The 12,524-nt window shown below is 56.4% G+C and carries 9 protein-coding genes and 1 tRNA gene; 7 read left to right on the top strand and 3 right to left on the bottom strand.

The window, feature by feature from the left end:
• Positions 1 to 230 precede the first annotated feature (230 nt).
• Both xylB and xylA read right to left on the bottom strand, forming a co-directional pair.
• Positions 231 to 1,682, bottom strand: a complete 1,452-nt coding sequence (xylB, locus tag JOE25_RS19300) for a xylulokinase (protein ID WP_209637976.1) — start codon at positions 1,680 to 1,682, stop codon at positions 231 to 233.
• Positions 1,683 to 1,725: 43 nt separating this feature from the next.
• The gene (gene xylA, locus JOE25_RS19295; RefSeq protein WP_209637974.1) at positions 1,726 to 3,045 is read right to left on the bottom strand and encodes a xylose isomerase; all 1,320 of its coding nucleotides are present in this window, start codon (positions 3,043 to 3,045) and stop codon (positions 1,726 to 1,728) included.
• Positions 3,046 to 3,410: 365 nt separating this feature from the next.
• Between xylA and xylF the strand changes: the two genes are divergently transcribed.
• From xylF to xylR, 4 genes are all read left to right on the top strand, one after another.
• Positions 3,411 to 4,406, top strand: coding sequence for a D-xylose ABC transporter substrate-binding protein (gene xylF / locus JOE25_RS19290; protein ID WP_209637972.1), 996 nt, complete (start codon positions 3,411 to 3,413; stop codon positions 4,404 to 4,406).
• Between the two features lie 29 nt (positions 4,407 to 4,435).
• Positions 4,436 to 5,977 carry a xylose ABC transporter ATP-binding protein gene (locus JOE25_RS19285; protein WP_209637970.1) on the top strand — a complete coding sequence of 514 codons (1,542 nt, stop codon included), beginning with the start codon at positions 4,436 to 4,438 and terminating at the stop codon, positions 5,975 to 5,977.
• Positions 5,955 to 7,139, top strand: a complete 1,185-nt coding sequence (gene xylH / locus JOE25_RS19280; protein WP_209637968.1) for a xylose ABC transporter permease XylH — start codon at positions 5,955 to 5,957, stop codon at positions 7,137 to 7,139. Before JOE25_RS19285 ends, xylH begins: the two co-directional genes overlap by 23 nt.
• A gap of 298 nt (positions 7,140 to 7,437) precedes the next feature.
• Positions 7,438 to 8,616, top strand: coding sequence for a D-xylose utilization transcriptional activator XylR (gene xylR / locus JOE25_RS19275; RefSeq protein WP_209637965.1), 1,179 nt, complete (start codon positions 7,438 to 7,440; stop codon positions 8,614 to 8,616).
• A gap of 53 nt (positions 8,617 to 8,669) precedes the next feature.
• Here the strand turns inward: xylR and JOE25_RS19270 are convergent, their stop codons facing one another.
• Positions 8,670 to 9,524, bottom strand: a complete 855-nt coding sequence (locus JOE25_RS19270; RefSeq protein ID WP_209637963.1) for a LysR family transcriptional regulator — start codon at positions 9,522 to 9,524, stop codon at positions 8,670 to 8,672.
• Between the two features lie 126 nt (positions 9,525 to 9,650).
• On the opposite strand from JOE25_RS19270, the gene JOE25_RS19265 reads away from it, so the two are divergent.
• The 3 genes from JOE25_RS19265 (at position 9,651) to JOE25_RS19255 (ending at position 12,469) form a co-directional block, all read left to right on the top strand.
• A complete protein-coding gene (locus JOE25_RS19265) occupies positions 9,651 to 10,850 on the top strand; it encodes a CynX/NimT family MFS transporter (protein WP_209637961.1) in 1,200 nt (399 codons plus the stop codon).
• A 76-nt stretch (positions 10,851 to 10,926) separates the two neighbouring features.
• Positions 10,927 to 12,273 (top strand): esterase-like activity of phytase family protein, encoded by a 1,347-nt coding sequence (locus JOE25_RS19260; protein WP_209637959.1) that lies wholly within the window; start codon positions 10,927 to 10,929, stop codon positions 12,271 to 12,273.
• A gap of 101 nt (positions 12,274 to 12,374) precedes the next feature.
• A tRNA-Sec gene (locus JOE25_RS19255) sits at positions 12,375 to 12,469 on the top strand.
• Positions 12,470 to 12,524 lie beyond the last annotated feature (55 nt).

The raw sequence follows: 12,524 nt of genomic DNA, 5'->3' as shown, positions 1-12,524 counted from the left end.
CCGATGGGGTGGCAGTGACATTTGCCACTGGCGACTATTCGATTTGGCAATAATAAGGGGGCGCTGTTTACCCCCTGAGACTGCAGACAAAGTCCATTGCGGATAAAAGCTCTGATCTGAGGGCTAATAAGAACAAAGGATTATATCTTCTGATTTACCCCAAACACCCGAAAACCACGTTTTCGGGTGTTTGTCATCAATCTGGGGACGCTGTTTGCCCCCTCCCGGTTTTACATCAAGGGTAACAGGCGGGAATAGAGTTCGCGGAAGGTGCTGCGCAGCGCGGTGTAATGCGAGTGGCGCTCGGCATCGGGGATATGCACCTGCTCCAGCGGCAATTCAGGCAGCAGCGCGCTGAGTGGGCGCTGCGGGTTCAGGGCAATCTGGGCCAGTCGGGCGGCACCCAGCGCCGGGCCAACGTCGCCGCCGGTGCGATACTCCAGCCGTTGACCACTGATATCTGCCAGCATTTGCCGCCAGAATGGGCTGCGTGCGCCGCCGCCAATCAGGGTGATGCCAGAGGGTTGCAAGCCGCTGGCATGCAAGACATCCATACCGTCCGCCAGGGCGAAGCCGACGCCCTCCAGCACGGCTCGCGCCAGATCGTTCGGCCCATGTTGATGGGTCAGGCCCCAGAAGGCGCCTTTGGCATTGGGGTTGTTGTGTGGTGTACGTTCGCCGGACAGATAGGGCAAAAACCACAGCGGGGCCGCCGCCGGGGGGGCCTGTTCGACATTGCGCAGCAAAGTGGCGACGTCTTCGACGTTGGTCAGTTTGCACACCCAGTCCAGACAGGATGCTGCACTGAGGGTAACTGACATCAGGTGCCAGGTGTCAGGCAGCGCATGGCAAAAGCTGTGCACCGCGCTGGCCGGGTTGCTGAGAAAGCCGTCGCTGACCGCAAAGTAGACGCCGGAAGTGCCAAGCGACAGCATTGCCTGTCCGGCCTGATACAACCCGACACCGATAGCCCCGGCGGCATTATCCCCCCCGCCTGCCACGACGGGTACTGGCGGCATACCCCAGCGCCGGGCCAGGTCGGTATGCGTTTGCCCGGTAATCTGATTGCCCTCGAAGAGGTGTGGCATTTGGCGACGGTTCAGGCCGCAGGCGTCCAGCATCTCGTCACTCCAGTCACGCTGCGCCACGTTCAGCCAGCCGGTGCCAGCGGCGTCCGACATGTCGCTGGCGAATTCACCGGTGATACACCAGCGTAAATAATCTTTCGGCAACAGTACTTTATCGACCTGTTCAAATAGCTGGGGTTCATGTTGTTGTACCCACAGCAGTTTAGGGGCGGTGAAACCCGGCATCATCAGGTTACCGGTGATTTGCCGTGATTGCGGCACCGCCTGTTCCAGCGCCTGGCATTGCGCACCACTTCTGCCGTCATTCCACAAGATTGCCGGGCGTAATACCTGTTGCCGCGCATCTAACAGCGTGGCGCCGTGCATCTGCCCGCTGAGGCCAATGGCTTTCACCTGTTGCAGGCTGTGCTGCTTACCCAGCGCCAGCATGGCGCGATCGGTGGCGAGCCACCAGTCCTGCGGCGCTTGTTCTGACCACAGGGAATGGGGGCGGGATATAGGCAACGACTCACCATGGCTGGCAAGCAGTTGGCCCTGCTCACTGAGCAAAATGACTTTTACGCCGGACGTGCCGAGATCGATGCCGATATACATTGAAAAGATCCTTAAAGGCGCGGCGAGTGCCGCGCGGGGTCAATTAGCCGAACAAATAGCGGTTCATCAGGTTTTCGAGCTGTTCCTGGCGGCCGCTGACGTGCTGTGGCGCCAGTGCATGTCCTTCAGCGTACTGTGCCAGCGCTTCGAGCGACAGTTTGCCCTGCAAAATTTGCTGGCCCAATTCACCATTCCAGCCGGCATAGCGTTTCGATACCTGCTGATGTAGCTGACCGTCAGCCACCATTTTTGCCGCAACCTTCAGTGCCAGAGCCATCGTATCCATGGCGCCGATATGGCCATAGAACAGATCGTACTTGTCGGTGCTTTGGCGACGGACCTTGGCATCGAAGTTCAACCCGCCGGTGGTAAAGCCCCCGGCCTTGAGGATCTCGAACATGACCAGCGCGTTCTCTTCTACGCTGATCGGGAACTGATCGGTATCCCAGCCCAGTTGCGGGTCACCCCGATTGGCATCGACAGAACCGAAGATACCCAGCGCGATGGCGGTGGCGATCTCATGGTGGAATGAGTGACCCGCCAGCGTGGCGTGGTTGGCTTCGATATTCACCTTAATCTCTTTTTCCAGGCCGAACTGCTTGAGGAAGCCGTAGACGGTGGCGACATCGTAGTCGTATTGGTGTTTGGTCGGCTCCTGCGGCTTGGGTTCAATCAGCAGGGTGCCCTGGAAGCCGGTTTTATGCTTGTGCTCCACCACCATTTGCATAAAGCGACCAATTTGTTCGCGCTCCTGCCGCAGATCGGTATTGAGCAGGGTTTCATAGCCTTCACGACCGCCCCACAACACGTAGTTTTCACCGCCCAGCCGCTGGGTGGCGTTCATGGCGGTGAACACTTGAGTGGCTGCCCAACTGAAGACCTCCGGATCCGGGTTGGTGGCGGCACCGGCACCGTAACGCGGATGGGTAAAGCAGTTGGCGGTTCCCCACAGCAGTTTCACGCCGCTGCTGTGCTGCTTTTCTTCCAGCACGTCGGTCATGACCGCAAAGTTGTGCAGATACTCTTTCAGCGAGGCGCCTTCCGGCGAGACGTCGACGTCATGGAAGCAGTAGTAGGGCACATTCAGCTTGTGGAAAAACTCGAACGCCACGTCGGCTTTGCGCTTGGCCAGTGCCAGTGCGTCGCCGGGTTGCTGCCAGGGGCGATCGAACGCGCCGACGCCGAACATGTCCGCACCGTTCCAGCAGAAGGTGTGCCAGTAGCAGGCGGCAAAGCGCAGGTGCTCCGCCATGCGCTTGCCGAGCACCAGTTCATCCGGGTTGTAATGGTGAAAGGCCAGCGGATTATGACTGGTGGGGCCTTCGTAGCGCACTTGCTCAAGCTGATCAAAATAAGATTGCATTATCGACTCCTGGGTAGCAATGCCCGGTTTACGGGATGGCTTTATCTTCGGAGTTTGCGACAGGAGGCTCAATTACGTTATTTCACAGTTAAATTCACAGAATTATTAAATGTGCGGCAGATCTCATAATTGAATATAACCTCAGTTTATTTAAGGCTTAATTCGTTTTTATTTGTCGACCTGCTGTTTTTCAGCGTGAAAGCATGACCGCCATCATAAAAATAACATTAAACCAAAAATCATAATTGGCCGGTAAAAATCAGTAATTGCCGAATAATAAATAAGCGATAACAATCCGCTCTAAGTTGCATCACCAGCCTGTTTCAATTATTGCCCTTACACGTTAAATAACAAAGGTATATAAGATGAAATTTAAACCTGTGTTCCTTTCGGTCTGCGCACTGCTGGCGCTGGCCAGCCAACCGGCATTCAGCAAAGAAGTCAAAATCGGCATGGCGATCGATGACCTGCGTCTTGAACGCTGGCAAAAAGACCGCGACATCTTCGTCAGCAAAGCCAAGTCGCTGGGAGCAGACGTGTTTGTCCAATCAGCCAACGGCAATGAAGAAACCCAAATGGCGCAGATTGAGAATATGATCAACCGCGGTGTCGACGTGCTGGTGATTATTCCCTACAACGGCCAGGTATTGAGTAACGTCATCAGCGAAGCCAAGCGGGAAGGCATTAAGGTCTTGGCTTACGACCGCATGATCAATAACGCTGACATTGATTTCTACATCTCCTTTGATAATGAAAAGGTCGGTGAGTTGCAGGCGAAAAGTCTGGTACAGCGGGTACCGCAGGGCAATTATTTCCTGATGGGCGGCTCGCCTGTAGATAACAACGCCAAACTGTTCCGTCAGGGCCAAATGAAGGTGCTGCAACCGCTGATCGACGACGGGAAAATCAAGCTGGTGGGCGATCAGTGGGTCGACGGATGGTTGCCGGAAAACGCATTAAAAATCATGGAAAATGCGCTGACTGCCAACAATAACAACATTGACGCGGTGGTCGCCTCTAACGACGCCACTGCCGGAGGCGCGATCCAGGCCCTGGCCGCACAGGGCCTGGCGGGCAAAGTGGCCATTTCCGGCCAGGACGCCGATCTGGCTGCGGTGAAGCGCATTGTCGCCGGTACCCAGACCATGACGGTCTATAAGCCGATCAGCAAATTGGCCGATGAGGCCGCGGACATTGCCGTGCAATTGGGCAAGGGCGAACAGCCGAAAACTAACGCCACCTTAAATAATGGCAACAAAGAAGTGGCATCCTGGTTATTAACACCGATCCCGGTTGATAAGACGAATATTGAAAGCACCATTATTGCCGACGGTTTCCATAAAAAAGCCGACATTAATTAATCAAGACAGCCGGTAATGTGGAGGGAATAATGCCCAGCCTATTAGAAATGAAAAATATTACCATGCAGTTCGGTGAGGTTAAGGCGGTGGATAATGTCAGTCTGAAATTGGAGGCTGGCCAGGTATTATCGCTGTGTGGTGAGAACGGTTCGGGAAAATCCACCCTGATGAAAGTGCTGTGCGGAATATATCCGCACGGCAGTTATCAGGGCGATATTTATTTCTCTGATGATTTATTGGCGGCGAAAAACATCCGCGACACGGAGCAGAAAGGCATCGCCATCATTCACCAGGAGCTGGCGCTGGTAAAGCAAATGACGGTGCTGGAAAACATGTTTCTCGGCAATGAATGGCGGCGGTACGGCGTGATGGATTATGACGCCATGTACCTGCGCTGCCGACGCATGCTGGCGCAGGTCAAGCTGGAGGTCGATCCCAATACCCCGATTGGCGAATTGGGGTTGGGGCAGCAACAGCTGGTGGAGATCGCCAAGGCGCTGAACAAACAGGTGCGGTTGCTGGTGTTGGATGAACCTACGGCGTCGCTGACTGAAAGCGAAACCGCAACGCTGCTGGCAATCATCGGCGATCTGCGGGATCACGGCATCGCCTGCATCTATATTTCGCACAAGCTGAACGAGGTGAAGGCGATCTCGGATCTGATCTGCGTGATCCGCGACGGCAAGCATATAGGGACAGGTTCGGCGGCGTTGATGAGCGAGGACGACATTATCTCCATGATGGTGGGGCGTGAGCTGACCGAGCTGTATCCGCAACAACAGCATGAGATAGGCGAGGTGATCTTGCAGGTGGACAATCTGACCGCCTGGCATCCGGTAAACCGTCAGGTTCGCCGGGTGGATGATATTTCCTTCAGCCTGCGGCGCGGCGAGATACTCGGCGTGGCTGGGCTGGTCGGCTCTGGGCGTACCGAGACCATGCAGTGCCTGTTCGGCGTCTACCCTGGCCGTTGGCAGGGCAGCATCACCCTCAATGGTCAGCCGGCCATCATCAATAATTGCCGCCAGGCGATAGGGTACGGCATCGCTATGGTACCGGAAGACCGCAAGCGCGATGGCATCGTTCCTGTGATGGGCGTGGGAGCCAATATGACATTGGCAGCGCTGAACGACTTCAGCGGCGTATTAACCGTGATCGACGATGCCCGGGAACAGGCGACCATTCGCCAATCCCTGGCTCAACTTAAGGTGAAAACCTCCTCTCCTGAATTGGCTATCGCCCGGTTGAGCGGTGGCAATCAACAGAAGGCGATTCTGGCCAAGTGCCTGCTACTGAAGCCGAAGATTCTCATTCTGGATGAACCAACGCGCGGCATCGACATCGGTGCAAAACAGGAAATCTATAAGTTAATTAATCAACTGGTACAGCAAGGCATTGCGGTGATTGTGGTGTCTTCCGAGTTGCCGGAAGTGCTGGGATTAAGCGATAGGGTACTGGTGATGCACCAGGGGCGCATCAAGGCGTCGTTGATCAACCGCGGCCTTACCCAGGAACAGGTGATGGAAGCCGCATTGAGGAGTGAAACAGATGTCGAAAAATACGCAGTCTGAGGCGATCGCGCCACCAAGGGTGGAGAAAACACCGACAGTGAAGCGGAACGCCATTAATTTGCAGGTGTTTGTCATGCTGGCGGCGATAGTCGTCATTATGCTGTTCTTTACCTTTACCACCGAAGGGGCCTATCTCAGCGCGCGTAATATCTCCAACCTGCTACGCCAGACGGCGATCACCGGCATTTTAGCGGTTGGCATGGTGTTTGTGATCGTTTCGGCTGAAATCGATCTGTCGGTCGGTTCGATGATGGGGTTATTGGGCGGCGCAGCGGCGATTTTTGACGTCTGGTTCGGTTGGCCGCTGCCGCTGACCATCGTGGTGACACTGCTGGCCGGTCTGTTGTTGGGTGCCTGGAACGGCTGGTGGGTTGCCTACCGCAAAGTCCCTTCGTTTATCGTCACTTTGGCGGGGATGCTGGCCTTTCGTGGTATCCTGATCGGCATCACTAATGGCACCACGGTGGCACCGACCAGCGGCGCTATGTCGCAAATCGGCCAGAGTTATCTGCCGAGTGGGCTGGGGTTCGGTATCGGCGCGGTGGGGCTGACACTGTTTGTGGTATGGCAATGGCGGCGGCGTAGCCGACGCGTACAGCTTGGCTTGCCCGTAGCGGCGCCTGCCGGTGACGTGACCAGACAAAGCATTTTGGCGCTGCTGGTACTCGGCGCAATCTATTTGCTCAACGATTACCGCGGGGTACCTACGCCGGTGTTAATTCTGACCGCGTTGATGCTGGCGGGAATATTTATGGCTACCCGCACCGCCTTTGGCCGCCGGATCTACGCTATTGGCGGCAATATTGACGCTGCGCGCTTATCGGGGGTCAACGTCGAGCGCACCAAACTGGCGGTATTCGCCATTAACGGTCTCATGGTGGCGATTGCCGGTCTTATCCTCAGTTCGCGGTTAGGCGCCGGTTCGCCTTCGGCGGGCAATATCGCCGAGCTGGACGCTATCGCCGCCTGCGTGATCGGCGGCACCAGCCTGGCAGGCGGCATAGGCAGCGTGGCCGGGGCGGTGATGGGGGCGTTCATTATGGCATCGCTGGACAACGGCATGAGCATGCTGGACGTACCGACGTTCTGGCAGTACATCGTCAAGGGCGCCATTTTGCTGCTGGCGGTATGGATGGACTCCGCCAGCAAACGCCGGGCTTAAGAATATATCCTTCATACTTGAAGCTGTAGCTGTGTTGGCTGCGTTATTCAGCCCATCCCTGGGCCTCACCCCTGACGGGGCCGCTGCCAGCAGCGTTCAAATCTGCTCCTAGCAGATTTGTCACTCACCCGAATCACTTACTTGAGTAAGCTCATCGGAATGAGTTCCTTTGCCGCCTTGATACAACGTCAATTATTTTGGATATAGCTTTAGAGATCACAGTTATGAGGTGAGGCCTGCTGCTCCCACAGAGAGGTTGTGTTATCCCAGAGAGCAGTCTACTTACCGGGGATGTCGCATGTTCGAAAAGCGCTTTCGTATCACGTTGCTGTTCAACGCCAATAAAGTGTATGACCGCCAGGTGGTTGAGGGCGTTGGGGAGTATTTACAGGCTTCACAGTGCGACTGGGACATCTTTATCGAAGAGGATTTTCGCTGCCGTATCGACAATATCAAGGATTGGCTGGGTGATGGGGTGATTGCCGATTTCGACGACCGCGAAATCGAACATTTGCTGCATAACGTCAAGGTGCCGATTGTCGGTGTGGGCGGTTCTTATCACCGTGAAGAGGATTACCCGCCGGTGCACTATATCGCCACGGATAATCAGGCACTGATAGAGGCGGCGTTCACTCACCTGAAGGAAAAGGGCATTAATCGGTTTGCCTTCTACGGATTACCGAGCGAAGGCGGCAAGCGCTGGGCGCAGGAACGTGAATATGCTTTTCGTCAGCGGGTGCTGCTGGAGCAGTATCAGGGCGTGGTGTATCAGGGCATGGCCACCGCGCCGGAGAACTGGCAATACGCACAAAACCGGCTGGCGGACTGGGTGCAGACGTTGCCACAGCAGACCGGCATTATCGCCGTGACCGATGCGCGTGCGCGCCATCTGCTGCAGGTTTGCGAACATCTGGATATCGCGGTGCCCGAAAAGCTGTGCGTAATTGGCATCGACAATGAAGAACTGACCCGTTACCTGTCGCGGGTGGCGTTGTCTTCGGTGGCGCAGGGCACCCGCCAGATGGGCTATCGTGCCGCCAAGCTGCTTCATCAACTGCTTGATAGCCGCGAGATGTCGTTACAACGCATTTTGGTGCCGCCGGTGAAGGTGATCGAGCGTCGTTCTACCGATTTCCGTTCGCTACGTGACCCGGCGGTGATTCAGGCGATGCATTATATTCGTCACCACGCCTGCAAGGGCATCAAGGTCGAACAGGTGCTGGATGCGGTTGGCCTGTCGCGTTCCAATCTTGAAAAACGCTTCAGGGATGAAACCGGCGAAACCATCCACCATGTGATCCATCAGGAAAAGCTGGATCGAGCCTGTAACCTGCTGAAGGCAACCTCGTTGACCATCAACGAAATCTCGCAAATGTGCGGCTACCCGTCGTTGCAATATTTCTATTCGGTGTTCAAAAAAGGCTATGACATGACACCCAAAGAGTATCGCGAGCGCTATGGCGAGGTTAGCTATTAGGCCGGATGTAGCCATAATGGCTACATGTGTAGCTGATAAGGCAACAGGTTAGCTCACACCAACCCACAAAACGCTTTTAACCGTTCGGCCAGTGCCGGGGTGGCAGCGGGGGCGCCGTCGCGGTAATACAGCGCCAGTTCAATGTTGTCTATCGGCGGCAATCCTTCGGCGATGCCCAGTACCCGGTGGCTTGGCAAGCGACAGCCGGCGGGTAACAGCGTTACGCCCAATCCGGCGGCAGAAGCGGCTGTGAGTGCTGCCAGACTGGTGCTGCTGTAGCCGATGCGCCACCGCTTGCCCAGATTATCCAATGCCTGACACAAATCGTCGCGGTATAGCCCATTGAGCGGGAACACCGCCAACGGCACTGGCGATTGTTCAATCGCCGGGAAGGCCAGGCTATCGAGCCACAGCAGCGGTTCCGGTCTGGCGGCGCGCGGCGGTTGGTTACGGCGCTGTTTTACCAAAATCAGGTCCAGTTCTTCACGGGCGTAGGCGCTGTGCAGATCCGCGCTCAGGCCGCTGGTGACGTCCAGCCGCAAATGCGGGTGGGCGCGGCTAAACTCTGCCAGCAATTCGGTGGTCGGTGCGGCAAAATCCTCGGGCATTCCCAGTCTTAACACGCCATCACGCCAGATGCCGGTTAAGGCATCGTGCGCTTCCTCATTCAGTGCAATGATCCGCCGCGCATAGCTCAACAGTTTCACCCCCTCTTCGGTGAGAAGCACCTGATGAGACGAGCGTTCAAACAGCGGCTTACCCAGCATATCCTCCAGCCGGCGCACCTGTTGGCTAACAGTGGATTGCGACAAAAATACCCGTTCTGCAGCGCGAGTGAAGCTGTTGCTGTCACACACGGCGACAAAGCTGAGCAGTAGCTGTGGATTAAACATCGGGTAGCGATTCATTTTCCCACTGTTGGCTATTTTATTATTTAATTTCCCAATACTAACGGGGGAGCCTACAGTTAGGCAACGCTGCGGCGGTGACTCTGTGACCCCGCACTCCTCATCCCGGAAGTTCAGGAATAGACCGTGTTAAATCATTTTGCAGTTCCCCCCCTTTTACGCCGCTGGTTCAACCCTCTGCTGTGGGTTTTGGTGCTTATTGGTTTGAATATGCGGCCGTTGCTGACCTCTATCGGCCCGCTGTTGCCGACGTTGCGGCAGGCGAGCGGCCTGAGTTTTGGCGGTGCGGCACTGCTGACCACCTTGCCAGTGTTAATGATGGGGCTGATGGCGCTGGCAGGTGGGGCGATCAACCGCCTGTTCAGCGAGCGGACCAGCGTAGTGTTGAGCTTGCTGGCGATTGGCGTGGGTGCCGCCTGGCGGGAGCTGGCACCAGGCAGCACGCAATTGATGCTGAGTGCCGTACTGGGTGGGCTGGGGATAGGTGTGATCCAGGCGGTGATGCCCGGCATTATCAAACATCACTTTCTAAAACAAATGGCATTGGTGGCCGGGTTGTGGTCTGCGGCGCTGATGGGCGGTGGCGGGCTAGGGGCAGCGATTACTCCCTGGCTGATGAACATCGGCCATGACTGGCACAGCGCACTGGCGTGGTGGGCGGTGCCGGCATTAGTTGCCTTGATCGCCTGGTGGCCAGTGAGCCGTAGCTTGGCACGCCTGACGCCGTCGGGGACTTCCCGCGGACCGAGCCTGTTGTTCAGCCGCCGAGCCTGGTTACTTGGTGCCTATTTTGGTTTGATCAATGGCGGTTATACCAGCCTGATCGCTTGGCTACCGCCCTATTATATGCAGCTCGGCTGGCAACCACAGGCCAGCGGAACTTTGCTGGCACTGATGACCTTTGGGCAGGTGGTGGGGGCGCTGCTGTTGCCGGCGCTGGCGCGTTCGGCGGATCGTCGCCCGCTGTTATTACTGGCGTTGGTCATGCAGTTGATTGGTTTCGTCGGGCTTATCTACCTGCCGCAGACACTGCCGTGGGTATGGGTATTGCTTTCCGGTTTAGGATTGGGCGGTGCTTTCCCGCTGTGCCTGGTGCTGGCGCTCGACCATATACCTCACCCTGCGGCAGCGGGGCGGTTGGTGGCGTTTATGCAGGGCATCGGCTTCTTGCTGGCGGGCACCACGCCCTATATTTCCGGCCTGCTGCGTGATTACAGCGGTGGTTTTGTGCTGGACTGGCAAATCCATGCATTGCTGGTGGTGGTGCTTATTGCGATTACCTGGCGCTTCCACCCGCACAGCTACCGGCGGGCGTTCGCCGAATAATATTTTTGTCATTGCGGCTCCCTATAGTGACGTTGCTTTTACCTCTGGGTAATAACAACAAAAAGGGAACCATGACATGCACATCACCAAAACCCGTCTGGCGCTGTTGGCTGGCTGTATGGCGCTGAGCACCAACCTGTGGGCTGACGCCCAACCGGTGCCGGCGACCTTGGCCGGGCACGCGCTATTGGCCGTAAAATCCAGCGTCACTGCGCCGCAGGATGCGCCTGCCGATTTACAGCAAAGCGGCAAATACACCAGCGGCAAACGCGTGACCGAACTGGGCAGCGTAGCGGGTAAATCCGCCGATCGCATGACCGGTATTGGCCTGCCGATCAACGGCCAGCCGTTACAGGGGCATTCCGGCATCAAACATATGCCAGACGGTACCTACTGGGTACTGACCGACAACGGTTTTGGCAGCAAGGCCAACTCGCCGGATGCCATGCTGTACCTCAATCATTACAAAATCGACTTCAGCAACGGCACGGTGACGCCGTTGAAAACGGTATTCCTGCACGATCCCGATAAAAATGTACCCTTCCATATCATCAATGAGAGTACCGACAAGCGTTACCTGACCGGCAGCGATTTCGATCCGGAAAGCTTCCAGTTCGCCGACAATGCCCTGTGGATCGGCGACGAATTCGGCCCTTATCTGATCAAGGCCGACCTGAACGGCAAGGTGCTGGCGGTGTTTGACACCAGGGTGGACGGCAAAGTCGTCAAATCGCCAGATAACCCGACGCTGACGCTGCCGGGGGCGCCGGACGGCAAACAGAACTTCCAGGTGGCGCGTTCTAAAGGCTTTGAAGGCATGGCGGCATCGCCGGACGGCAGCAAGCTGTACCCGTTGCTTGAGGGCGCGCTGTGGGATGGCGAGAAGTTTGAAAACCTCGACGGCAAACGTTACCTGCGGGTGCTGGAGTTCGACGTGAAACAGCAGGCCTGGACCGGCCGCAGCTGGCAATACGTGTTGGAAGACAACCAAAACGCCATCGGTGATTTCAATATGATCGACGCCACCCACGGGCTGGTGATCGAGCGCGACAACGGCGAAGGCACGCCGGACAAAGCCTGCGTTGCGGGTGCGCCGACCGACAATTGCTTCAGCCAGGTAGCGAAGTTCAAACGGGTGTATAAAATCGCTTTCTCGGATGCCAACGTCGGCAAACCGGTAGAAAAACTGGCATATATCGATCTGCTGAACATTCAGGACCCGAACAAGCTGGCGCGCAAGCCGCTGAACGACGGTGTACTGACCTTCCCGTTCTTCACCATTGAAAACGTGGACGTGGTGGACGGCAGTCATATCATCGTCGGTAACGATAATAACTTCCCGTTCTCATCCAGCCGCCAGCCAAACGTGGCGGATGACAACGAATTTATCTTGCTGGACGTGAAGGAACTGTTGAAGCCTTAACCCTGTATGCCTCCGGTGCATTGCCGGAGGCTACCGCCATTTCCCTCTTAGCGCCAAGGGCAAACTGCGCTATAATCAGCCCCTTGCTTCCGATTCCCGAAGGAAGATCATCGTCCCCGGTGGGGCGGCCGGACTTCAAATCCGGTTGGGGCCGCCAGCGGTCCTGGGCAGGTTCGACTCCTGTGATCTTCCGCCAAAGATTGCCCGTATAAGTCCGTGTGCTACTGCCTGAATCCGAGAAAAATGTGCAT

The sequence above is a fragment of the Serratia sp. PL17 genome, from assembly GCF_017832355.1.
Classification (GTDB): domain Bacteria; phylum Pseudomonadota; class Gammaproteobacteria; order Enterobacterales; family Enterobacteriaceae; genus Serratia.
Note: the sequence above shows the minus strand (reverse complement) of the source record. Positions and strands in the feature narration are given on the sequence as shown.

Coding starts and splice junctions, on each gene's coding strand:
- xylH (WP_209637968.1), top strand. CDS start 5,955: ATGTCGAAAAATACGCAGTCTGAGGCGATCGCGCCACCAAGGGTGGAG.
- xylR (WP_209637965.1), top strand. CDS start 7,438: ATGTTCGAAAAGCGCTTTCGTATCACGTTGCTGTTCAACGCCAATAAA.
- JOE25_RS19285 (WP_209637970.1), top strand. CDS start 4,436: ATGCCCAGCCTATTAGAAATGAAAAATATTACCATGCAGTTCGGTGAG.
- xylA (WP_209637974.1), bottom strand. CDS start 3,045: ATGCAATCTTATTTTGATCAGCTTGAGCAAGTGCGCTACGAAGGCCCC.
- JOE25_RS19270 (WP_209637963.1), bottom strand. CDS start 9,524: ATGAATCGCTACCCGATGTTTAATCCACAGCTACTGCTCAGCTTTGTC.
- xylF (WP_209637972.1), top strand. CDS start 3,411: ATGAAATTTAAACCTGTGTTCCTTTCGGTCTGCGCACTGCTGGCGCTG.
- JOE25_RS19260 (WP_209637959.1), top strand. CDS start 10,927: ATGCACATCACCAAAACCCGTCTGGCGCTGTTGGCTGGCTGTATGGCG.
- xylB (WP_209637976.1), bottom strand. CDS start 1,682: ATGTATATCGGCATCGATCTCGGCACGTCCGGCGTAAAAGTCATTTTG.